The organism is Mesorhizobium sp. LNJC394B00, from assembly GCF_000502555.1.
Classification (GTDB): Bacteria; Pseudomonadota; Alphaproteobacteria; order Rhizobiales; family Rhizobiaceae; genus Mesorhizobium.
Genome location: NZ_AYWH01000001.1, coordinates 179,134 through 202,476, shown reverse-complemented (window position 1 = coordinate 202,476; position 23,343 = coordinate 179,134). Strand labels below are relative to the sequence as shown.

At 64.0% G+C, this 23,343-nt stretch carries 14 protein-coding genes and 1 pseudogene; 6 read left to right on the top strand and 9 right to left on the bottom strand.

The window, feature by feature from the left end; translation table 11 throughout:
• Window positions 1-22: 22 nt before the first annotated feature.
• From X751_RS162430 to X751_RS162450, 5 genes are all read left to right on the top strand, one after another.
• Entirely contained in the window at window positions 23-8,602 is an 8,580-nt protein-coding gene (locus X751_RS162430; protein WP_023743651.1) for a glucoamylase family protein, read from the top strand.
• A gap of 344 nt (window positions 8,603-8,946) precedes the next feature.
• Window positions 8,947-10,719 carry a glucan ABC transporter ATP-binding protein/ permease gene (locus X751_RS162435; RefSeq protein ID WP_023672897.1) on the top strand — a complete coding sequence of 591 codons (1,773 nt, stop codon included), beginning with the start codon at window positions 8,947-8,949 and terminating at the stop codon, window positions 10,717-10,719.
• Window positions 10,720-10,889: 170 nt separating this feature from the next.
• Window positions 10,890-11,642 (top strand): heme ABC transporter permease, encoded by a 753-nt coding sequence (locus X751_RS162440; protein ID WP_023672896.1) that lies wholly within the window; start codon window positions 10,890-10,892, stop codon window positions 11,640-11,642.
• A 201-nt stretch (window positions 11,643-11,843) separates the two neighbouring features.
• The gene (locus X751_RS162445; RefSeq protein WP_023743650.1) at window positions 11,844-12,527 is read left to right on the top strand and encodes an outer membrane beta-barrel protein; all 684 of its coding nucleotides are present in this window, start codon (window positions 11,844-11,846) and stop codon (window positions 12,525-12,527) included.
• Between the two features lie 35 nt (window positions 12,528-12,562).
• Window positions 12,563-14,194, top strand: coding sequence for a sulfotransferase (locus tag X751_RS162450; RefSeq protein WP_031246835.1), 1,632 nt, complete (start codon window positions 12,563-12,565; stop codon window positions 14,192-14,194).
• 47 nt (window positions 14,195-14,241) lie between these two features.
• Here X751_RS162450 and X751_RS162455 read toward each other — a convergent pair whose 3' ends face one another.
• The 3 genes and pseudogenes from X751_RS162455 to X751_RS162460 form a co-directional block, all read right to left on the bottom strand.
• Window positions 14,242-14,538: an addiction module antidote protein gene (locus X751_RS162455; RefSeq protein ID WP_023672893.1), complete on the bottom strand. Its 297-nt coding sequence runs from the start codon at window positions 14,536-14,538 to the stop codon at window positions 14,242-14,244.
• Window positions 14,531-14,835 (bottom strand): annotated as a pseudogene (locus X751_RS1000000165085) (type II toxin-antitoxin system RelE/ParE family toxin). The gene X751_RS162455 and the pseudogene X751_RS1000000165085 overlap by 8 nt, the downstream one beginning before the upstream one ends.
• Window positions 14,836-14,904: 69 nt before the next feature.
• Entirely contained in the window at window positions 14,905-15,963 is a 1,059-nt protein-coding gene (locus X751_RS162460) for a D-TA family PLP-dependent enzyme (RefSeq protein ID WP_023743648.1), read from the bottom strand.
• Window positions 15,964-16,113: 150 nt separating this feature from the next.
• On the opposite strand from X751_RS162460, the gene X751_RS162465 reads away from it, so the two are divergent.
• Window positions 16,114-16,800: a D-lyxose/D-mannose family sugar isomerase gene (locus tag X751_RS162465; protein WP_023694398.1), complete on the top strand. Its 687-nt coding sequence runs from the start codon at window positions 16,114-16,116 to the stop codon at window positions 16,798-16,800.
• 479 nt (window positions 16,801-17,279) lie between these two features.
• Here X751_RS162465 and X751_RS162470 read toward each other — a convergent pair whose 3' ends face one another.
• The 6 genes from X751_RS162470 to X751_RS162495 are packed head-to-tail and all read right to left on the bottom strand — an operon-like array spanning window position 17,280 to window position 23,236.
• Complete coding sequence (locus X751_RS162470) at window positions 17,280-18,146, bottom strand: RDD family protein (protein ID WP_023743647.1); 867 nt, start codon at window positions 18,144-18,146, stop codon at window positions 17,280-17,282.
• Complete coding sequence (locus X751_RS162475; protein WP_023743646.1) at window positions 18,133-19,152, bottom strand: stage II sporulation protein M; 1,020 nt, start codon at window positions 19,150-19,152, stop codon at window positions 18,133-18,135. The genes X751_RS162470 and X751_RS162475 overlap by 14 nt, the downstream gene beginning before the upstream one ends.
• Window positions 19,149-20,459: a DUF58 domain-containing protein gene (locus X751_RS162480; RefSeq protein WP_023743645.1), complete on the bottom strand. Its 1,311-nt coding sequence runs from the start codon at window positions 20,457-20,459 to the stop codon at window positions 19,149-19,151. Before X751_RS162480 ends, X751_RS162475 begins: the two co-directional genes overlap by 4 nt.
• On the bottom strand, window positions 20,456-21,412 hold the full coding sequence (locus X751_RS162485) for a MoxR family ATPase (protein WP_023743644.1): 957 nt from the start codon (window positions 21,410-21,412) through the stop codon (window positions 20,456-20,458). The genes X751_RS162480 and X751_RS162485 overlap by 4 nt, the downstream gene beginning before the upstream one ends.
• Window positions 21,399-22,607, bottom strand: coding sequence for a hypothetical protein (locus X751_RS162490; RefSeq protein WP_023743643.1), 1,209 nt, complete (start codon window positions 22,605-22,607; stop codon window positions 21,399-21,401). Before X751_RS162490 ends, X751_RS162485 begins: the two co-directional genes overlap by 14 nt.
• Complete coding sequence (locus X751_RS162495) at window positions 22,604-23,236, bottom strand: DUF4129 domain-containing protein (protein ID WP_023682900.1); 633 nt, start codon at window positions 23,234-23,236, stop codon at window positions 22,604-22,606. The genes X751_RS162490 and X751_RS162495 overlap by 4 nt, the downstream gene beginning before the upstream one ends.
• Window positions 23,237-23,343 lie beyond the last annotated feature (107 nt).

Sequence of the window (23,343 nt, the reverse complement as noted above, 5' to 3'; positions counted from 1 at the left end):
CGTCCCCCATGCGGAATTTTCAATGAATATCCAGACAAATCCTGCCCATATCGAAAAGTCCAGCGCCGGCTTCCCGGTCATCACCGAAGAGCCGATACGCTCCAATTTCCTGCCCGAAGAGCGGCTGCGCGCGCTGGGCGAAAGCCTTGCCAAGGGCGACATCAAGGACCTGTTCGGCCTGACGCCGTTCGATTTCCAGGCCCGCATCCGCGACAGCGCCAAGAAAATCCTCGAAGTCTACCGCTCGACCAATGCCGCCCAGGCCAAGGGCGAAACCATCACGCCTGCCGCGCAATGGCTGCTCGACAACAATTATCTCGTCGAGGAGACCATTTTTCAGGTCAAGCGCGACCTGCCGCGCCGTTTCTACCGGCAGTTGCCGACCCTGGAAGTGGCCGATCGCGCCGCGGTGCCGCGCGCGCTGGCCCTGGCCTGGAGCTATGTCGCCCATTCCGACAGTTCGGTTTCGGCGACCATGTTCAAATCCATCGTCGAGGGTTTTCAGTCGGTCGAGCCGCTCAAGATCGGCGAGCTCTGGGCGCTGCCGTCGCTGCTGCGCTTCGTTTTGATCGAGAATCTGCGCCGCATCGCCGTGCGCGTCGACCGCACCAGGCAGATGCGCCATATCGCCAACGAGGTCGCCGACCGCGTGCTGGCGACCGACGACAATGCAGACCGCCGGAAGATCCTGTCGGGCTACGGCGCGCATGCGCAGGACACCACCTTCGCCACCCAGTTGCTCTACCGCCTGCGCGACGGCTCGCAGAATGCCGGCAGGGCGCTGGAATGGCTGGAGGTCGAGCTCGAGAAAACCGGCTCCGACGCCGAGGAAATCATCATTTCCGAGCATCGCACGCTGTCCAGCGGCAATGTCACCACCGGCAACATCATCCGCGGCCTGCGCCTCATCAACGACGTCGACTGGACGGTGTGGTTCGAGGGCGTCAGCCGCATCGACACGCTGTTGCGCGAGCGCACCGATTTCGCCGCGCTCGATTTCTTTTCGCGCGACCAGTACCGCACGTCGATCGAGCAACTGGCGCGCCGCTCCGACCTGTCCGAATTCCGTGTCGCCGAAAAGGCCATCGAGCTGGCCAGCCATGTTCCCGGGGTCACCGATGCCTCCGGCGTGCCGGATGCATCAGCCGATCCGGCCATGCATACCGATGTCGGCTTCTTCCTGGTCGGCCCGCGCCGGCCGGATCTGGAAAAGGCCATCGGCTATCGGCCGCCCTTCCATGTGACCTTCAAGCGCGCCTTCACCGCCACGGGCTGGCTCGGCATCGTTGTGCCGGTCTTCCTGCTGACGGTGCTGCTGCTGGTTGTCTCCGGCAATGCGCTTGCCCATCTCGGCCTGTCGGTGGAATCCATCACGCTGATGCTGGCGCTGTTTGCGGTGCCTGCCAGCGAAGGCGCGCTCGCCTTCTTCAACACCGTTGTTTCACTGTTCCTGAAGCCGACGCGGCTCGTCGGCTATGATTACAAGCACGGCATTCCGGCGGCATCACGCACCTTGGTCGTGGTGCCGTCGCTGATCGGCTCGCGCGATGATGTCGAGGAAAACATCCGCAACATCGAGGTGCATCACCTCGCCAACACGGCCGAAGAAATCCATTTCGCGCTGCTGTCCGACTGGCCGGATTCCAAGACCGAGATCGACGCCGCCGACATCGAGATCCTGCAATATGCGCGCGACGAGATCGCCAGGCTCAATGCCCGTTATCCCTCGGAAGGCGCGCCGCGTTTCTATATCCTGCATCGCCGCCGGCTCTACAACCAGGCGCAGGGCGCCTGGATGGGCTGGGAGCGCAAGCGCGGCAAGCTGCATGAGCTGAACCTTCTCTTGCGCGGCGACAGCGACACCACCTTCCTGCCGCTCGACGTGCCGCTGCCGGAAAAGGTCGTCTATGTCATGACGCTCGACGCCGACACGCGCACCACGCGCGACGCCGTGTCGTCACTGGTCGGCAAGCTCGCCCATCCGCTCAACCGCCCGCATTTCGACGCGACAAAGCGCGTCGTTACCGCCGGCTACACCATTCTGCAGCCGCGCATCACAGCCTCGCTCACCAGCGGCGACGACGCTTCTTTCTTCCAGCGCGTCTTCTCGTCCAACAGCGGTCTCGATCCTTACGTCTTTGCCGTCTCGGATCTCTACCAGGACGTCTTCAGCGACGGCTCCTTCACCGGCAAGGGCCTTTATCACGTCGACGCTTTCGAGGCGGCGCTGCAGGGCCGCATCGAGGAAAACACCGTCCTCAGCCACGATCTGCTCGAAGGTGCGCTGGCGCGCGCAGCACTTGTCACCGACGTCGAACTGGTCGAGGACTATCCTACCCGCTACTCGGTCGACGCCTCGCGCCACCACCGCTGGGCGCGCGGCGACTGGCAGCTGCTGCGCTTCATCTTCTCGCCGCGTTCCGGCGTGCCGGCGCTGTCGCGCTGGAAGATGGTCGACAATCTGCGCCGCTCGCTGACCCCGATCTTCTGGGTGATGGCGGCGATCGCCGGCTGGACGCTGCTGCCCTTCACGCAGGCCGCGCAGTGGCAGGCGCTGCTGATCCTGTCGCTGTTCATGGCGCCGACCTTCGATGTCGTCAACGCCATCCTGCCCAAGAGCGGCGACCAGACGCCGCGCGGCCATTTCTCCGCACTGGCGCACGACACCGTCTTCGGCACGGCCCTTGTGGCGCTGAAAGTGCTGTTGATGGCGCACAATGCCTGGATGATGGGCGACGCCATCGTGCGCACGCTCTACCGCCTGTTCGTCAGCCGCCAGAACCTGCTGGAATGGCGCACCGCGTCGCAGGCGCACAAGGGCGGCGACAACGATATCGGCTCCTATTACAGCATGATGTATGGCGCCGTGATCATCGGCGTCGTCGGTCTCGCTATCCCCGTGCTGGCCGATTCCACCGGTGCCTTCGTCGCCTTCTTCTTCGCTCTGTTCTGGATCGGTTCGCCGGCGGTTGCCTGCTGGATCAGCCGCTCGGCCGAGACCGAGGACCGCCTGCGCATATCGCAGGCCGACATCCACGCGCTGCGCACCGTGGCGCGCCGCACCTGGCATTATTTCGAAACCTTCGTCACGGCCGAGCACCACAATCTGCCGCCCGACAATTTCCAGGAAAGCCCGGCGCCGGTTGTGGCGCCGCGGACGTCGCCGACCAATATCGGCGTCTACCTGCTGTCGGTGGTGTCGGCACGCGATTTCGGCTGGATTGCGCTCTCCGACGCCATCACCCGGATCGACGCCACGATGACGACCATCGAGAGCATGCCGCGCAACCGTGGCCACCTCTTCAACTGGTACGACACCACGACGCTCAAGCCGCTCTATCCGCTCTACATCTCCGCCGTCGACAGCGGCAATCTCGCCGGACATCTGGTCGCGGTGGCGGCTGCCTGCGCCGAATGGGCGGAAGCCCCGTCCGTTCACCTGCAGGGCGATTTCGAAGGCGTCCTCGACACGGTGAGTATCCTCGACGAGAGCCTCGAGGAATTGCCTGACGACCGCCGGCAACTGCGGCCGTTGCGCCAGCGTCTGGCCGATCGCCTCGATGGCATGCGGCGCGCCGTCATGACCATCAAGGCGCAGCCGGAGATGGCCTCGATCCGCACCATTAACCTGGCCGTGCTTGCCGGCGAGATCCGCAAGCTCGCCACCGCCATCCACACCGAGGCCGGATCGCAGCGCAGCGACATTATCGCCGACTGGGCGGCACGGCTGGAAGCGACCTGCGAGGCGCATGTGCATGACTCGCACAGCGACGAAAACGCCGTCGAAGCCTTGCGCGCCAAGCTGCTGGCGCTGCGCGAACGCTGCCGCCGCTATGCCTTCGAGATGGATTTCTCTTTCCTGATGCGTCAGGAGCGCAAACTGCTGTCGATCGGCTACCGGGTCGAGGAGCATCAGCTCGATGAGAGCTGCTACGATCTGCTCGCCTCCGAGGCGCGGCTGACCAGCCTGTTCGCCATCGCCAAGGGTGACCTGCCGACGGAGCATTGGTTCCGGCTTGGAAGGCCGATCGTCGAGATCGGCTTCCAGGGTGCGCTGATGTCCTGGTCGGGCTCGATGTTCGAGTATCTGATGCCGCCATTGGTGATGAAGGAACCGCAGGGCTCGATCCTCAACCAGACCAGCAAGCTGATCATCAAGCGTCAGATCCAGTACGCGCGTTCGAAGAACGTGCCCTGGGGCATTTCGGAAGCGGCCTACAATGCCCGCGACCGCGAACTGACCTACCAGTATACCAATTTCGGCGTGCCCGGACTTGGGCTCAAGCGTGGCCTTGGCCAGAACACGGTGATCGCGCCTTACGCCACGATCCTCGCGGCGCAGTTCACACCGCGCGAATCCGTCCAGAATCTGGCCAGGCTGCGCTCCATCGGCGCTCTCGGCCGGCATGGCTTTTACGACGCCGTCGACTTCACGCCGCAGCGCGTGCCGGAAGGCACCGACCATGCCGTTGTCCTGAACTACATGGCGCATCACTCCGGCATGTCGATCGCCGCCGTTGCCGACGCCATCTTCGAGGGCCGGCTGCGCGACCGCTTCCATAGCGATCCGGTGATCGAGTCTGCCGAACTCCTGCTGCAGGAGAGGGCGCCGCGCGACATCCCGACCGCCACGGTCAGGACCGAAGCCGACGAGCGTTCGAAGGACGAGACCGAGGTCGAGAGCCCGGACTCGCGCATTATCCTCGACCCGCTGAGGGCGTTGCGCGCCACCAGCGTCATGTCCAATGGCCGCTACTCCGTCATGGTCTCGGCCACCGGTTCCGGTTACAGCCGCTGGGGCGAACTCGCCGTCACCCGTTGGCAGCCCGACCCGACCGAAGACCGGCTCGGCTCCTACATCTTCCTGCGCGACGCCGGCAGCGGCGACTGGTGGTCGGCCACCGCAGAGCCGAAGCAGGCGACCGGCGAGAGAGTGCAAACGCTGTTTTCCGACGACAAGGCGAGCTTCGTCAAAACAGTGGGCTCGCTGCGTTCGGAGGTCGAATGCATCGTCATCTCGGAAGGCAATGGCGAGGGACGGCGCGTCACGCTCTACAACGACGGCGCCACTGACCGGCATATCGAGGTGACCTCCTTTGCCGAGCTGGTGCTGGGCAACGAAGCCTCCGACAATGCCCATCCTGCGTTCTCGAAAATGTTTATCGAGACCGAGATCGCTGCCAATAACGGCGCCATCTTTGCCACCAGGCGCAAGCGCGAGAAGAACGAGCCTGACGTCACCATGGTGCATTTCGTCACCGATCCGTCCGGGTCGGCGCGCGATGCCGAGGCCGAAACCGACCGCCGTGCCTTCATCGGCCGTGGCCGTACCATCGCGGAAGCGGCGGCCTTCGATCCCGGCGCCAAGCTTGGCGGTCACCACGGCTTCACCCTCGATCCGGTAGCGGCCCTGCGCCGCCAGGTGCGGGTGCCGGCCAACAAGAAGATATCGCTGACCTTCTGGACCGCCGTCGGCGCCAACCGCGCCGAACTGGACGAGGCCATCGCCAGGCTCGACCATCCCGAAAGTTTTGCTCGCCAGGCGATGCTTGCCTGGACGCGTTCGCAGGTGCAGACCCGCCATCTTGGTCTCAGCCTGACCGACGCCGCCAACGTGCAGAAGCTGGCGCGCTCCCTGATCTATCCCGATCCGTTCCTGCGCCTTCCCGGCGAATCCATCGCTTCGGGGCTGGGCAAGCAGTCCAGCCTGTGGCCGACCAGCATTTCGGGCGATTTCCCGATCTTCCTGGTCCGCATCGGCGACGTGGCCGACCTCGAAATTGTCGCCCAGGCGCTGCGCTTCCAGGAGTATATGCGCGCCCGCGGCATGATGATCGACTTCGTGGTCGTCAACGAGCAGGCATCGTCCTATGTCCAGGACCTGCAGCGCGCGGTCGAGACGCTGTGCGAAAACAGCCGCCTGCGCGGCAAGGAACTCGGGCCGCGCCAGCACATCTTCGCCGTGCGCCGCGACCTGATGGACGAGGCGACGTACAAGACGCTGCTGGCGGTTGCCCGCGTGGTTCTGCACACACGCAACGGCACCATCTTCGACCAGATCGAACGCGCCGAGGCGGCAGCCTTGCAAGCACGCGATGCCCTGCAGCCGGCGGCCCCCGCGTCACTGCGCGAGCCGTCTCTGCCGGTGCCGGCGGCGCCTGCATACCATGCCGCGTCCGACAGCAGCGCCGACGGCAGCGGCCTCAGCCAGTGGAACGGCTTCGGCGGTTTCGAAGGCGATGGCCGTCACTATGTCACGCGTCTCACCGGCCGGCGCACGACTCCGCAGCCCTGGATCAACGTCGTCTCGAACGCCTCGTTCGGCTTCCATGTCTCGGCCGAAGGCGCTGCCTTCACCTGGAGCCGCAACAGCCGCGATTACCAACTGACGCCATGGTCGAACGATCCGGTCACCAACCGGCCGGGCGAGGGCATCTACATCTACGATCAGGCCAGCGGCAAGGCATTCTCGCCGCTGGCTGCCGTGGTCCGCGATCCCTCGATGACCTATGAGACATGGCACGGCCAGGGCTTCTCCACCTTCCGGTCCAAACGCGGCCCGCTGTCGATGGATCTGACGCACGTCGTCGATCCCGTCGATCCAGTGAAGATCACGCGGCTGCGCATCCAGAACTCAGGCTCGGCGCCGGCGCGGCTGCGCGTCTATGCCTATGCCGAATGGGTCCTCGGCAGCCATCGCTCGAGCACGGCTGCGACCATCATCCCGTCCAGGGATCCAGCGACTGGCGCGCTTCTGGCGCAAAACCCCTACGGTCTCGATTTCGGCGACCGGGTGGCCTTCCTGGCCGCCACTGGTCCGGTGCATTCGGTGACAGCCGATCGCGGCGAGTTCATCGGCAGGCATGGCACCAGCGCCTTCCCGCACGCCGTCGTCAGCGGCGCCGGCCTGTCGGGCCGCGTCGAGGCCGGCGACGATCCGTGCGCAGCTGTCGCCAGCGACATCGACATCCCCGCCGGCGGCGACGTCACGCTGGTCTGGCTGCTTGGCGACGCCGCCACATCAGCCGAGGCGAGCGCGTTGGTGCAGACCCATTCGGGCAAGGATTTCGACCAGCGGCTGGCCGACAATGAACGCGTCTGGCGCGGCTTCCTCGACACCATCCAGGTCGAGACGCCCGACAAGGCGCTCGACGCCATGGTCAATCACTGGCTGCCCTATCAGAGCCTGGCCTGCCGCATCCGCGCCCGCTCGGCCTTTTATCAGGCAAGCGGCGCCTTCGGCTTCCGCGACCAGCTGCAGGACACGCTGGCCCTGCTTGCGCATGATCCGAAACTGGCGCGCGACCAGATCCTCAATGCGGCGCGCCGGCAGTTCCCCGAAGGCGATGTCCAGCATTGGTGGTTGCCGCGCACCGACGCCGGCGTGCGCACCATGATCTCCGACGATGTGGTCTGGCTGGCGCATGCCACCAATCGCTACATCGAGGTGACCGGCGATACAGGGATCCTGAAGGAGCAGCTGCCTTTCATCGACGGGCAGGTGCTGGGCGAGGGCGAGCACGACGCCTTCTTCACGCCGGAAATCTCCAAGACGAACGCTTCGCTCTACGACCATTGCGCGCGCGCGCTCGACCTTGCGGTCAAGCGCAGCAGCCCGGCCGGGCTGCCGCTGATCCTCGGCGGCGACTGGAACGACGGCATGAACCGCGTCGGCGAAGCCGGCAAGGGGGAGAGTGTCTGGCTCGGCTGGTTCCTTTTGAAGACGCTGGGCGACTTTACCACCGTGGCCAAGGGGCAGGGCGACACCAAGCGGGCGCAGGCCTGGACAAAACACGCCGATGTGCTGAAGCGGGCGCTGGAAAGCACCGCCTGGGACGGCCAGTGGTATCGCCGCGGCAGCTACGATGACGGCACGCCGCTTGGCTCGCACAATTCGGACGAGTGCAAGATCGACTCCATCGCGCAGTCGTGGAGCGTGCTCTCCGGCGAGGGCGACCCCGCGCGCTCGACCACGGCGATGCAGCAGGCGACGAACCTGCTGGTCGACGACAAGCTCAAGATCGTCAAACTGTTTACCCCGGCCTTCCAGAACACGAGAAAGGACCCTGGTTACATCAAGAGTTATCCGCCGGGCGTGCGCGAGAACGGCGGCCAGTACACCCATGCGGCGACCTGGTTCGTGATCGCGCTCGCCGAAATGGGCCGCACCGACGATGCCTATCGCTGCTTCTCGATGCTGAACCCGGTCAACCATGCGCTCGACGATGCATCGGCCGAGCATTATCGCGTCGAGCCGTACGTCGTCGCCGCCGACATGTATTCCGGTGAGGACAAGGGCGGTCGCGGCGGCTGGACCTGGTATACGGGCTCAGCGGGATGGCTCTACCGTGCTGCGGTCGAAGGCATTCTGGGCATTGAGCGGCGGGGCAAGCAGATCACGTTCCGGCCGAAACTGCCCAGCCATTGGGACGGCTATTCTGCAACGCTGAAGATGCTGGGGGCGGAGGTCAAGGTTCGCGTCATCCGCGACAAAAAGGCCAAATCCATCTCGCTCGAAGTCAATGGAACCAAGACAAAGTCTTCCGGTTTTCAGCCGAAGGCCGGCGACAAGACCGAGGTGGTCGTCAAGATACCCGCGTAAAATCAAGGGCTTCAGATTGTTGACGCGCGCCTTTCGAGGCGCGCGTTTTCTACTTGGGCATGCTCGTGGCGCAGTACGGCGTGCCTTCCCGGATACCGGCGGGCCAAGCGTGCAGTGACTAAAAATGTGGCAGCGCCAGATGCTGCCATGATTTTGCCGCAAGACTGACATTTCACCTTTTATCTCAAACCGTTAGGTGATCACGGCAGATTTCGCAACGTCGTCATCTTTTGTTCGCAGAATGGGAACGGAAGAGGTAGACGGGCATTGTTTTGCGACCCGTTAACCGGTACGTGTCAAGAAATGGTGCGGTGCACAATAATGTTTTGGGCGGAGTAGCTGAAGTGTCACTTCTGCAAATCTACTGGAGAGCGCTGGGTTATCTCGCAGCCGACAGGAAGCGCGTTGCGTTTATCTGCGGTGCGAATGTCGCGCTCGCCATTATCGCCATCCTCGAGCCGATCATGTTCGGCCGGGTGATCGACGCCATCTCCGATAAGGGTTCGGTGTTTTCGACCCTGGCGCTGTGGGCCGGTCTCGGCGCCTTTAACATCGTCGCCTTCGTGCTGGTGGCGCGCGGCGCCGACCGTTTTGCCCACAAGCGGCGCAGCGAGGTGCTGTGCCAGTCGTTCGAGCGCGTGATCACCATGCCGCTCGCCTGGCACCACCAGCGCGGCACCTCCAACGCGCTGCACACGCTGTTGCGCGCCGTCGAGACGCTGTTCAGCCTGTGGCTTGAATTCATGCGCCAGCATCTGTCGACGGCGGTTGCGCTGGCTCTGCTGATTCCGACCGCGATAAGCATGGATCTGCGCATGTCGCTGGTGCTGATGGCGCTGGGCGTTCTCTATGTCGGCATCGGCCGGCTTGTGATGAAGCGCACCAAGGCAGGCCAGGCCGCCGTCGAGCGCCACTATCATCAGGTGTTCGCGCATGTGACCGACTCGGTCAGCAACGTCGCCGTGCTGCAGAGCTACAACCGTCTCGGCCACGAGGCCGATACGCTGCGCCGCTATGTCAAGAACCTGCTCGACGCGCAGAACCCGGTGCTCGACTGGTGGGCGATGGCCAATGCGCTGCACCGCCTGTCGTCGACCATTTCGATGATGGTTGTGCTTTTGATCGGCGCCTATCTGGTCACCCATGGCCAGCTCAAGATCGGCGACGTCATCGCCTTCACCGGCTTTGCCACGCTGCTGATTGCCCGCCTCGACCAGATGTCGGCTTTCGCCAACCAGATTTCCGAAGCCCGCGCCAAGCTCGAGGACTTCTATCACCTCGAGGATTCGGCCGCCGACTCCGCCGAGCCGGACGGCTTGCGCGACCTCACCAACGTCACCGGCCATGTCCGCTTCGAGAATGTCGGCTTCGAGTTTGCCAATTCGCGGCAGGGCGTCGACGACGTCTCCTTCGAGGTCCAGGCCGGGCAGACGGTTGCCATCGTCGGCCCGACCGGCGCCGGCAAGACGACGCTGATCAACCTCTTGCAGCGCGTCTTCTCGCCGTCTCATGGCCGTATCCTGATCGACGGCATCGACACCCGCACGGTGACCCGCAAGTCGCTGCGTCATTCGATCGCCACCGTCTTCCAGGATGCCGGCCTGCTCAACCGCTCGATCGAGGACAACATCCGCGTCGGTCGTGCCGAGGCGACTTATGACGAGGTTCACGCCGCCGCCAACGCGGCTGCCGCGCAGGATTTCATCCTTGCCAAGAGCGCCGGTTACGACACCGTCGTTGGCGAGCGCGGCGGCCAGCTTTCGGGCGGCGAGCGTCAGCGCATCGCCATTGCCCGCGCCGTGCTCAAGGACGCACCGATCCTGGTGCTCGACGAGGCGACGAGCGCGCTCGACGTCGAGACCGAGGACCGCGTCAAGGAAGCCATCGACGAACTGAGGCGCAACCGCACCACCTTCATCATCGCCCACCGCCTGACCACCGTTCGCGACGCCGACCTGGTCGTGTTCATGGACAAGGGCAAGGTGGTCGAGATGGGCGGCTTCGCCGAACTGTCGCTGCGCAATGGCCGTTTCGCCAGCCTGTTGCGCGCCGGCGGCCTGCTCAACGACGAGGAAGTCCGCCGTCTCAGCCGCACGGTGAATATCGAAGCGGCGTAGGCTTTTTTACCTCCCCCATGTGGGGAGGTCGGACCCGTAGGGTCCGGGTGGAGGTAGTGCCCCACCACCCCCACCCCGCTGCTTTGCAGCGACCTCCCCACAAGGGAGAGGGTAAGCACTGCGACAACCGCTCGATTGCCCCGAACGCGCCGCCGGTCTATCTAGACCTTATGAGCGACACCTCCTCACGCCTCGCCGGCTGGACCGACCTCGCCAACCCGACGCGCTTTGTCGGGCTGGCCGACAGGCTGGTGCCGTGGCTGGCGTCGATCGCCGCGATCCTGCTAGCCATCGGTCTCTATATGAGCTTTGCCGCGCCTGAGGATTTCCAGCAGGGCATCACGGTGCGCATCATGTACATCCACGTGCCTTTCGCCTGGCTCGCCATGATGTGCTACACGGTGATGGCGGTCGCCGCGCTCGGTACGCTGGTCTGGCGCCATCCGCTGGCCGACGTCGCGCTGAAATCTGCAGCCCCGATCGGCGCCACCTTCACCGCGCTTGCGCTGGTCACCGGCTCCATCTGGGGCAAGCCGATGTGGGGCACCTGGTGGGTGTGGGATGCCCGCCTGACCTCGGTCTTCATCCTCTTCCTGATGTATCTCGGCATCATCGCGCTGACGCGCGCGCTGGATGACGCCAGCCGTGCCGCCTGGGCCGCCGCCATCATCACGCTGGTCGGCTTCATCAACATCCCGATCATCAAATTCTCGGTCGACTGGTGGAACACGCTGCACCAGCCGGCCTCGGTGTTCCGGCTCGGCGGACCGACGATCGATCCCAGCCTGCTATGGCCGCTGCTGGTGATGGCGCTCGGCTTCACCGTGCTGTTCTTCGCGCTGCACCTGACGGTGATGCGCACCGAGATCCGCCGCCGGCGGGTGATCTCCATGCGCAGGGTGGCGGCAAGGCAGGCCGACTAGCGCGATTTCAAACGGAAGGGACAGCCATGCGCCTGCCGCCAGAAACATTAGCATGTGCTGCTATGTTGCGGTGCGGCAACAAGAATTCTCAAAAGATCGTTCCCGACCTCGCTTTGCTCCTTGATCTCGTTTGCGTTCTTGACAGCTCGGCCGCCAAGCAAGAGTGATATTAGTCACTAGTTGTTGCGAGGGGATTCGACGATGAAACTGTGCCTGCTGGCTGGCGTTTCGACATTTGCATTGGCGCTTGGCTGGAGTTCGGCCTACGCCGCAGACGCGCTTGTCGACGTGCCGAGGGCGGAGGATCTCTGGTACGTCACGCTCTTCGGCGGCGCCAGCTTTGCCAACAATGTGAAGACGGACTACGATAGTGGTCGGTATTCCGTGGATCTTGACAGTGGGTTCGTGATCGGCGGCGCTGTCGGTCGGCGGATCAACGACACGTTCCGCGTGGAAGGCGAACTGTCCTACGCGCGCTACAAGGCAAGCGAGTACAGCTTCAGCTTCCCTCCTGCCGACCAAGGTTCCGGCCCAGCTTCCGGCAATCTGTCGGCCACCTATCTTCTCGCCAACGTCTGGGCCGATGTTGCGCATTTTGGTGATGCCAAACTCTATGTCGGCGGCGGTGTCGGCGCGGCCTATGTTACCGCCGATACTCACTTTGATGGCCACGCCTTTGGATACGGGCCTGGCGGCTGGGGTTTCGCCGGCCAAGTGGGCGCCGGTGTTACCTACGCGGTAACGCAGAATGTCGACCTCGATTTCGGTTACCGCTTCAAGGCCGTGACAAGCGTGGATCTAGACGACAATGATGGCGGCGGCACATACGAGAACGCCAAATTGTACTCCCACAATCTCCAGCTTGGCGTAACCCTGAAGTTCTGATTGGTTCGTCGCAGGCCGCGACCGGGATCTGACGGATGCCGCTCTTGCCACGCCGGCAACCCCTGGGCCTGCCGGCAATGATCCCAGCTTCGCTGCCGTCCGCCGGTGAACCGGCGGAAAAGACATTGCAGCGCGGCATCGACCTGCAACGGCGCCAGCGTTTTCGCGAGGCCGAGTTCTGCTACCAGACGGTGCTTCGCACGCAGCCCAAAAATGCCATGGCGCTGAACCTGATGGGCACGCTGGCCATCGAGGCCGAGCATCATGACGCCGCCATTGCCTATATGGAAAAGGCGGTCAAGCTCGAACCGGACAACGCCATCTTCCGCAACAATCTCGGCAACGCCTACAATGTAACCGGCAACATCGACAAGGCGCGCAGACATCTGAGAAAGGCGATCGAGCTCGATGGAGGGCTCATCGAAGCGCTGTGCAATCTCGGCCGCTCCTACCGCAGCCAGCTCGAGGGCGACGTTGCCGAAGGGTTCTATCGCCGGGCGCTGGCTATCGACGGCCAGTCGGTGATGGCACTTGCCGGTATGGGCGATTTGCTTACCGACATCGGCCGGCAGGCCGAGGCGGTCGAATGCTTCAGCCGCGCGCTTGCCATCGACCCGGGTCATGTCGAAGCGCTGGCTGGAATGGCGCTGGCGCGCCGGGCGGTAAAGGACGATCCGACACTGCCTCTAATACGGGCTCGTCTAGAATTGCCGATGACCACCGATCGCGAGCGGGTGGTGCTGCACCATGCCGCCGGCAAGATGCTCAACGATCAGCGCGAGTATGGCCCGGCCATCCGCGATTTCGCGAGGGCCAAGGCGATTTCCGGCAATGATTTCGACATCGACCGGCACACCCAGCTTTACGACAGCTTCATCGACACCTTCGACGCTGGCTTCTTCAAGACGCGAGCCAGTTTGGGAAATCCATCCAGACGCCCGGTCTTCATCGTCGGCATGCCCCGGTCGGGAACGACGCTGACCGAGCAGATATGCGCCAGCCATCGCGATATCCATGGCGCCGGCGAGTTGTCGACCATTCGTTCACTTGCCGGCGAACTTGGGTTCGACAAGCTCGACCCAGCCATTTTCACCGAGGCCATGGCGGCGCTCACTGCGGCCAAGGCCAAGGAGCTTGGATCGAAGTATCTCGACGATCTCAACAGACGCAACAGCAAGGCGCGGCTTGTCGTCGACAAGATGCCGCATAATTTCGAGCTGCTGGCCTTCATCAGCCTGATCTTGCCGAATGCCCGCATCATCCATTGCCGGCGTGACCCGATGGACAATTGCGCATCCTGTTTCATGCATAATTTTTCCGAGGCGCACGGCTATAATGCCGATCTGACCAAGCTTGGGCAGTATTACCGGCAGTATGACCGCCTGATGCGCCATTGGGCCAAGGTCATCCCGCTGGATATCCACGACATGCCCTACGAAGAAACGGTCGCCGATTTCGAAAATCGCGCCCGCGGATTGATCGGATTCCTCGGCATCGAGTGGGACGATGCCTGCTTGCGTTTCAACGAAACCGAGCGCACGGTGCGGACGCCGAGCCGCTGGCAGGTGCGCCAGCCGATCTATTCATCCTCGGTCGAGCGCTGGAAGCTGTATGGCGACGCGCTGGATCCGCTGAAGGCGGCGCTGGGTCCGGTTTATCAGTCCTGATTTCAGTTGGCCCGAACAACCTCGCGCTCGACGCGCGCTGGCGTAGATTAGACCTGAGTTGCATCGTGCTTTGGGGCCAAATGAAAGCCGAATGCTTTCATGACCGCCAGTGTGGTTTCCAGCGTAGGATTACCGTTTTCGCTGAGCGAGGTATAAAGATGCTCGCGAGCCAAGCCGGTCTTTCTGGCAATGTTGCTCATCCCCTTGGCGCGGGCAACGACACCGAGGGCGGACGCGACGAATTTGGCGTCTCCGGTTTCCATTGCCTCTGCCAGAAACGCCTCGATTGCCGTATCGGAATCGAGCATTTCGGCGGGATCGAAATCATAGATTTTTTCAACCATTGTCGTCACTCCATTCTACGGCCAGGCGCTTTGCTGTCCGTATGTCGGTTTCTTGTGAACTTTTATCCCCGCCGCACAGGAGCAGGATGACCGTTTCACCGCGCTTGTGAAATAAACGCGATAGCCGGGCCCATAGTGAATGCGCAATTCACTGATGCCTTCACCCACTGGGGCCACGTCGCCGGGATTTCCTACACTCAAACGTTGCAGCCGAACGGCAATTGCCGCCTTGGCTCTTCCGTCTTTCAGCTTTTGGTGCCACCTCCGAAAGGTGGCTGTCTGCTTCAGGATTGCCATGGGGACTAGTAAGTTATAAATTACAATGCGTCAATGTCGAAATAGGGCGAGCCTCCAAAACGAAAAGCCTCACCCCATCCGCCCACGCGCTTCCACCTTCAGCGTTTCCAGCACCTTGTCACCGTCGATCAGATGCACCTGGTCGAACAGGTTGGTCACGACGCAGCAATGATCAGGCACCACGCGAACGCGTTCGCCGATGCGCAGGCTCGCGCCATTCGCAAGCGTGACCGTGCCATGTTCCTCGCTCAAGCTGGTCACGCGGGCGCCGGGCATGCCAAGCAGCTCGCCAAAATCGGCGAGCCCCAGCGTGTCGCTGGACAGCGCCTTGCTGCCGCTGTCGAGGATGGCGCGGGCCGGCGTCGGATGGCTGACCACGGTGGCGAGCACCGTCAGCGCACAATCGTCGAGCGTGCCGACGCCTTTGGCGACCTGGTAACGGTCGAGGTAGATGTAGGTGCCGGGGCGGTATTCGGTAACGACGCTGTCCTCGCCGGAGCGCCACATATCAGGCGTGCCGCCGCTTGAAATGCGATCACAGGCGAGACCCGAGGCCGCGAGCGTTTGCTTGGCGCCGGCCAGCCAGGATTCAGCCTCGGCGGCGCGGCCGGCCGCGGGGTAGGTCATCAGCCCGCCGAAGGTGAGCCCCTTGGCTTGGTCGATCAACTTCGCCAGTGCCAGCGCCTCGGCGGCGCTCTGCACGCCGCAACGGCCCATGCCGGTGTCGCATTCGACCAGAACGGGCAGGGGGTGCCCGGTATCGGTGAAGGTGGCGGCGAGCCCTTCCAGCGTTTCGCGGCTGTCGGCCGTCACTGACAGTGTCACGCGGCCATGCAGCGCCTTGAGGCGCTCCAGCTTGGCGCGGCCAAGGATGTTGTAGGGCAGGAAAATATCGGTCAGCCCGGCATCGGCCATCACTTCGGCCTCGCCGATCTTCTGGCAGGTGATGCCGACCGCGCCGGCCGCCATCTGCTTCTTCGCCCAATAAGGCAGTTTGTGCGTCTTGATGTGCGGCCTGAGTTTCAGCCCGTGGCGGTCGGCATGCGCCTGCGCTCGTGTGATGTTGGCTTCGGCGCGGGCTGCGTCGATGAGGATCGCCGGCGTGTCGAGGTCGTCTATGCCTTGCATGAAATATCACCCTGGGAAATCTGGCTGACTTATGGCCCCGATCCGCACGGATGTCATGGGGCCAGCACGCAGTTTGCGTCGACACCGCAGCGCTGTTCGGCTATGCGCTTCAGATAACTCCAGGGAACGCGACGCGAAGGGATCACGATCATGAAACGCTCCACCGTCAACGACATCATCCGCGATGCAGACGCCTTCATCCGCTCGTTCGGCTACATCATGCCGCCCTTCGCCTACTGGAGCCCGGAAGAGATGAAGGCGCGCAAGGCCGACTCCGCCGCCATTTTCACCTCGCGGCTCGGTTGGGACATCACCGATTACGGCCAGGAAAAATTCGACGAACTCGGCCTGTTCCTGTTCACCGTTCGCAACGGCGTCTATGCCGACATGAAGAAGGGCATGGGCATGCTTTATGCCGAGAAGATCATGATCTCGCGCAAGGATCAGCTGTCGCCGATGCACCGCCACAACATCAAGGCCGAGGACATCATCAACCGCGGCGGCGGTAAGCTCGTGCTGGAACTGTTCATGCACGATCGCGACGGCGGCATCGATCCGAAGGCCGAAGTGACGGTGCCGGTCGACGGCACCATCCACAGGCTGCCGGCAGGCGGGCTCCTGAAGCTCGACCCGGGCCAGAGCGTGACGCTGCTGCCCGGCGTCTGGCACGCCTTCTGGGCCGAGGGCAAGGATGTGCTGATCGGCGAGGTCTCGACCGTCAATGACGATCTCACCGACAACGTCTTCCGCGAGCCGATCGGCCGCTTCTCCAACATCGACGAGGATGTCGCGCCGGTGCACCTTCTGGTGTCCGATTATGAGAAGTGGGTGGGATAGGGGGAGCGTTTCCAACTTCTCCCAGCTCTACGCAATGCACAGATCTTCTGTGACTGGAGCGTGACTGATCGGCTCGAGGCTTGATTGCCAGGTGGTTCCCCCAATCCGTCGCTGCTTCGCAGCGACACCTTTCCCCCTCCGGAGGGAAAGGAAGGGAGCGTTTCTGGACTAGCATTGACGGCAAAAAAACTTGGCGCCTTCCTCTACCCCGTCGATCGGGGGAGAGGTGGCTCGGCGAAGCCGAGACGGAGTGGGGGTCGACCAGCACAGCATAAGACAATGCATGTGCNATCGGGGGAGAGGTGGCTCGGCGAAGCCGAGACGGAGTGGGGGTCGACCAGCACAGCATAAGACAATGCATGTGCATCCCGTAGCCATTCTACGGGGAGAAGGTGCCGGTTCACCTCGTAGCGGAGCGCAGCTGCTGCGAAGGATGGGCAGGCGGATGAGGGGCAGCGCTGACGGTGCAGCAATCGCGGCTACCGCTGAAACTTATCCGCCTTACGCGTCCCCAGCAAAAGCTTGCGCTCAAGCTGTGCCCGCAGCTCGCCATAATAGGCGGTGAGGAAGGCCCTGGAATCGACCGGCTCGATCGTCATGCCGATCTTGCGCACGATCGTTTCGGCCACGGCTTTCAGCGCGAAATAGTCGTCGCGGCGCAGCACCTCTTCCAGCTTGTGCAGTTCGGCGATGCCATAGGCATCGAGCTGCGCCTGGGTGAAGCGGAAGGCGCGGGTGGTGGTATCCTGGCGTTGCGACAGGTCTTCGACCAGCGCCAGCTTGGGCGCCTCCACCACCCAGGTTCCGGCCAGCAGGTCGCCGATGCGCATGCGGTCGCGGTTGAACAGCGGGAAGAGCGCAAACAGCAGCGTCCACACCAGCCCGAAGATCGTCGACAGCGTGTCGGCGAGCCCCATCTGGCTGCGGCCTAGGATGATCGACAGCGGCAGGAAGATCTCGATCTCGCGCATCAGGTTGCGGGCAATGACCTGATCGATCGACAGGCCGGCGCCGCTGCGCGATGCCACCCGGATGCCGAGCATCCGTTTGCCGGGTGTGGCGGCGCGGCGGCCGGCTTCGAAGACGATGAAATAGGCGTTGCGCAGGAAGAAGATCAGGATGATCCAGACGATGAACAGCGGCTGCGCGCCTTCGCCTTTGAGGCCGGCCAGCCCGAACAGTGCAACGATCGAGATCACGATCGCCGTGACGATGATGATGACAAAGTCGAGCAGGAAGGCGGCGGCGCGGGTGCCGGCATCGGCGAGCTTGATCCGGAGATCGACGCCTTCCGGCGTGATCAGCGGCCGTATTGTCGAGACGGCAGCACGCCTAGCGGTTGCCATGCCGCACCACCCTGAACACATAGAAATAGCAAAGCCACAGCGTCAGCATGACGCCGCCAATGGCATAGCGTGTCACGTCGCTGGTGATCACCTGCCTGCCGATGCCTTCGAGCAGGCCGGCAAACAAAAGCATGATCGTCACGCCGACCATGGTGGTGGCGGCCACGCGCCCGGCATCGGCAGCAGCCGTCATCCGCGTCAGTTCGCCGGGGAAGGCGATGCGCGTGCCGATGCGCATGCCGGCGGCGCCCGCCAAGGCGATCGCGAACATCTCGGTGGTGCCATGGATGGACAGCCATCCGCCCAACTCCAGGCCGAGATCCTTGGCGACGTAGATCTGGAACATCGCGCCAAGCAGGCAGCCATTCATCAGGATCAAGAGCACGCTCGGCACCGCGAAGGCAAAGCCCAGCGCGAAGGCCAGGATCGCCACCTGGACATTGTGCGTGAACAGATAGGCGGCGAAGCCCGACAGGAAATTATTCTCGGTGCCGTCATAAAGCACCTGCCGCAGCACTTCGGCCGAGGCATCCGGGTTGCGCCCGCCGGCCAGGCTCGGCGGAATGATGGCGTCGAACCAGCCCTTGTCTTTGGCCACCAGCCAGTAGCCGGCGCCGGCGCCGACAAAGGTCAGGACGACCGACAGCAAGGTCTCGCGCCACAAATCGCGAACGGCGTGTGGCCAGTCATGCAGGAAGAAGTCGCCGATGCGCTGCCGCAGGCCGCGACGTGCGCCATAGAGGTAGAAGTAGCCGCGCAGGCAAAGCGCTTCGAGATAGCTGACCAGCGCATTGTCGAGCGACGTCGCCCGCGCCACCGAAAGCGAGGACAGCGCCGAGCGGTAGAGCAGCGGCAGCGACAGCAGTTCGTCTTCCGACAGCGTGCGTGGCGCACGTTTCTCGACCCGGGCAAGCAGCGCCTCGAACGCCTTCCAGTCGGCCTCGCGCTCCGAACGGAAGCTCGCCAGCGACTGGCGCACCGCATCCTTGCCGACCAGCGCGTTCACAACAGATCCTCTCGCTTGAGCTCGAGATAGCGCTCGACCAGTGCCGGCCCGAGCCTCTGATGGTCGGCTTCGATGACATGCGCGCCGAGCAGCCTGAGCCTGCCGATGACGACCTGCCTTTCGCGCAGCAGCCCGCCGGCGACGACGGAGCGCGCCACATCCTCCGGTGCGTCCGGCGGCATGTCGGCCAGTGTCTCCAGTTCGACATCCTTCATCATCATGAACAGCACCAGATGCCGTTCGGTGAGCCGGCCGACGGTGCGCAGCATCAGTTCGGCGCTGATCGGATCGACGAAGTCGGTGAAGATGATCACCAGCGAACGCCGGTCGAGCTTTGCTGCAAGGGTCGTCAGCGCCAGGGTGAAATTGGTCTCTTCCGTGGAATAGTCGATTTCCGCCGCCCGCTTCTGGATCATGGCGAAGCTGGCGGAGCCGCGCACGGCGCCGCTGGAAACGCGCGGCCTCGCGTCGAAGCCGAACAGGGAAACCATGTCGCCGCCCTTCAGTGCGATGAACGCCGACAGCAAGGCGGCGGTGACGGCGCGGTCGACCTTCGGCACGCCGTCGACGGGCTCGCACATCAGCCGGCCGCTATCGATGGCCAGCACGATGTTGTTGTTCTCCTCGATGCGGAACTCGCGCGCCAGAAGCCTGCCGTGGCGGGCGCTGCGCTTCCAGTCGATCATCCGCCGGCCCATGCCGGGCTGGTAGTCCTTCAGCGCCTCGAACTCGCGGCCCTGGCCGGCGCGGCGTTGCGCATGGCCGTCGGGCAGCGACTGGCGCTGTAGAAGCGTGATTGCCTCGTCGCGGGCGCTGCTGACGTTGGGCAGCACCGCCACCTTGCCGTCCATCGGCAGCACCACCTGGTTCCAGACCAGCCCGAACGGCCCGCGCCAGCGCACCCACAGGCGATCGAACCTGGCAATGCCGCGCCGCAGCGCCTGAAATCTGAGATCGAGCGATGCGCTGCCGGCCTCGGCGGTCGATGCGCCGCCGGCGCCGCCCACCGGTTCCAGCCGCTCGTCATGGCCAAGACGAGCCTGCACGGCGCGCGGCCGTCCGCTGAGCCCGGCGGTGACATGGACGGTGAACTGGCCGCCGACGCTGACCTGTGGCGGGGCATGGATGCTGGCATCCAGCGAAGCCCGTCCGCGTCCGGCGGCGGCGTCCACGGCCAGGAAAGCAAGCAGCACGCAAATCCACAACAGGCCGAGATACCACAGCGACGGCAGTGCGAGCGCGATCAGGAAGGCCGGTATTGCACCTGCCGCACCTCCCCAAACTGCCCGGCCGCTCGGATAGATCAACGTGGCGCTTCCGTCTGGTCGACAAGGTCGGTGACGATCTGCTCGACCAGGCGGCCGTCGATCTGCGCCGCCGGCGACAGGATAACGCGATGGCGCAGCGCCGGCACGGCAAGCGCCTTGACGTCGTCGGGGATGACATAGGCGCGCCCGTCGAGCGCTGCCCGGGCGCGTGCGGCTCTCGCCAGCATGGCGCCCGCACGCGGGCTGGCGCCGACTTCCAGATCGGGGCTGGCGCGCGTGGCCCGCACCAGCCTTGCGATATAGTCCACGACGTCGTCGACAAGCGTGACCCCGCCGACGGTCGCCAACGCCTTTTCCAGCGTCTTGCGGTCGGCCTGGGCCTTGATGCCGTACTGCTTGATGTCGTGCGAGGCGGTGCCGCCGCCATGGTGGATGATGATCGCCTTTTCCTCTTCCGGGCCGGGGTAGCTCACCCGGTGCTTGAACAGGAAACGGTCGAGCTGGGCTTCGGGCAGAGGATAGACGCCCTGGTGCTCGATTGGGTTCTGCGTCGCCACCACCATGAAGTTCGGGCCGAGCGCATGGGTGGTGCCGTCGAAGGTGACGGCATGCTCCTGCATCGCCTCCAGCAGGGCTGCCTGGGTCTTCGGCGGCGTTCGGTTGATCTCGTCGGCGAGCAGCAGATCGCAGAAGATCGGGCCGCGCGTCAGCGTGAACTGCCCGGTCTGGAAATTGTAGATGTTGGAACCGACGATATCGCCGGGCATCAGGTCGGGTGTGAACTGGATGCGGCCATAGGCGACGCCCAGCGCCTGGGCAAAGCAGCGCGCCGTCATCGTCTTGGCCGTGCCCGGCGGTCCTTCGAGCAATATATGCCCGCCGGCGAACAATGCCGTGAGCATCAGATCGACCGTATCGTGTTGCCCGGTGATGGCCTTGGCCACCTCTTCCCTGATCTGTGTCGCCAGGGCCTTCACATCATCGACGTTCACCGAGCCTCCTTGCCGTCCAGTCGTGCAGCTTTTCGGCTGCATCATGCATTTGTGTCAGGGTCTTTGCCGCGTTCGCAGCTTGCAGGCGGGTCGTGAAACCGCCGGCTTCGTCCTTGTCGCGGGAATCGAGCCAGCGGTCGAGCGCTTCGCCCTGCAAACCGTGCGGCGCGCCGAGCAGCGCGCCGGCGCGCACGCGTGCCAGTGCTCCATAGCGGTCGCCCAGTTCCTCCAGTCGGCCGGCGCGGCGCAACAGCATCGCCGTGGTGTCGACCAGCGCGCGTTTGCCGAAGGCGATGGCGCGCTGATCGGCCCGTGGCGGCCCGAACCGGCCAAGGCCATGCAGGAAGGCAAGTGCCGCCGCCGCCAGGATGGTCAGCGTCAGCGCCAGGAAGGGCGGCTCGACCAGAAGCTTGGCGAGATCGTATTTTCGCCCGACGCCATGCAGCGTCAGGTCGAACATGACGGCACCCTCTTCGGGCTGCAGGAGCTCGATCAGCTTGAGCGCCGCCGCCGCCTTGTCGGGATCTTTCAAGCCGGCGTTATTGATGAGATCGGGGTCCGTCAGAATGTAGAACCGCTCGTCTTCGACCTCGGTCAGCACGGCCTTACCGTTGCCGGCGGCAATCAGCGGGTGTTCGTCGGCCACCCATTGCAGCTGGTCGGGAACGCTGACCATTTGCCCTGAGACGTCGAGTTGCTTGACCGTGGTCTCACCTTCGCCGAGCTTGGCCTTGGCGATCCGGGCGAGCCAGTCGTTGACCACGACGTCCGGCAGCCGCTGGATCTTCATCTCCCACCCCTCGTGCTCGAACAGCGGCAAGGTCGCCCATTTGGGCAGCACGAACAGCGTATCCAGGCCCTTGCGAAGCTTGACGATGTTGGCAAGCGCATCCGGGTCGCTGTCGCGCGAAATCGTGACGATCAGGAGGTTCGTGTCGATCTGGAGATCGCTGTCGGACCGCGCCATGTCGGGCGCTTCGCCGGTCAGCTCCAGCCATTCCGCCAAGCCGGCATAGCCGATGCCGCTCTTCGAGAGCGGCGTTGCGCCACCGACGCTCGGCTGGCGAAAATCGGGGGCATAGGTGGACAAAAGGAAGAAGCCCGCCGCCGCGAGCAGGCTGGCGAAAATGCCCCAGAACACCGTCCTGCGGCTGAACGGTTCCTGCTGGGCGATGTCGGCTGTCGCGTCACTCACGTCCAGGCATCCCTGAAGACGAATCGCTCATAGGCGCTGCGCGCCTCCTGCCAGCCCTCGGGCCCGACCGGCCGGCGCGCGAACAACGCCGCCTCGACGATGCGCGCGATCTGGGTAAAGGCGCCACGCGCCCGCGTTGGCAGCGACGCCGCTCCCGCGATATCGCGCGCGGTCAGCGACGGGCGCAGGAAGTCGGGCAGGCGGCCGGCAATGTCGGCAACGCTGCGGCGCAGCAGGAGATGCACCGCCTCGTCATACTCGCCCCGGGCGGCCAGCGCATCGGCTTCCGACAACAGGATCTGCGCGGCGCCAACGTCGGGGTGCCATATCGCTTCCGCCTCGGTCACGCTCTTTTTGCGCCACCAGGGCAGGCGCCAGGCGACGCCTTTCACTTCAAGGACAATCAGCAGCAGAATGATCGCGGCACCTGTGATCACCGCGCCCCAGAACAGGTAGATCATGTACGGGCCGAGCGATTTCAGGAACTCGCCCAGCGGTCTCAGCCACTCGGGTGTCTCGGGTGGTCTGTAGGCCGGCAGGTCGAACTGGATCGAATCGTCCGACAGCAACTGCTTGTGCAGTTTGGCCAGCCATTCGGCTTGCGCAGCGTCCGGCTGTGCAGCAGTCACCTTCTCGCCCCCCTGCAACCTGCGGTTCGCGAGCCGACACTGGCAATGCAGCGTAACTTTTGCAAGTGGGCTAGACGCCAGTCGTTAATCTTGGCAAATTTACTACT

Excerpts from the sequence above, each read along its gene's own strand:
- X751_RS162460 (WP_023743648.1), bottom strand. The coding sequence starts at position 15,963 with ATGCAAGGCATAGACGACCTCGACACGCCGGCGATCCTCATCGACGCA.
- X751_RS162445 (WP_023743650.1), top strand. The coding sequence starts at position 11,844 with ATGAAACTGTGCCTGCTGGCTGGCGTTTCGACATTTGCATTGGCGCTT.
- X751_RS162465 (WP_023694398.1), top strand. The coding sequence starts at position 16,114 with ATGAAACGCTCCACCGTCAACGACATCATCCGCGATGCAGACGCCTTC.
- X751_RS162455 (WP_023672893.1), bottom strand. The coding sequence starts at position 14,538 with ATGGTTGAAAAAATCTATGATTTCGATCCCGCCGAAATGCTCGATTCC.
- X751_RS162430 (WP_023743651.1), top strand. The coding sequence starts at position 23 with ATGAATATCCAGACAAATCCTGCCCATATCGAAAAGTCCAGCGCCGGC.
- X751_RS162450 (WP_031246835.1), top strand. The coding sequence starts at position 12,563 with ATGCCGCTCTTGCCACGCCGGCAACCCCTGGGCCTGCCGGCAATGATC.
- X751_RS162470 (WP_023743647.1), bottom strand. The coding sequence starts at position 18,146 with ATGGCAACCGCTAGGCGTGCTGCCGTCTCGACAATACGGCCGCTGATC.
- X751_RS162440 (WP_023672896.1), top strand. The coding sequence starts at position 10,890 with ATGAGCGACACCTCCTCACGCCTCGCCGGCTGGACCGACCTCGCCAAC.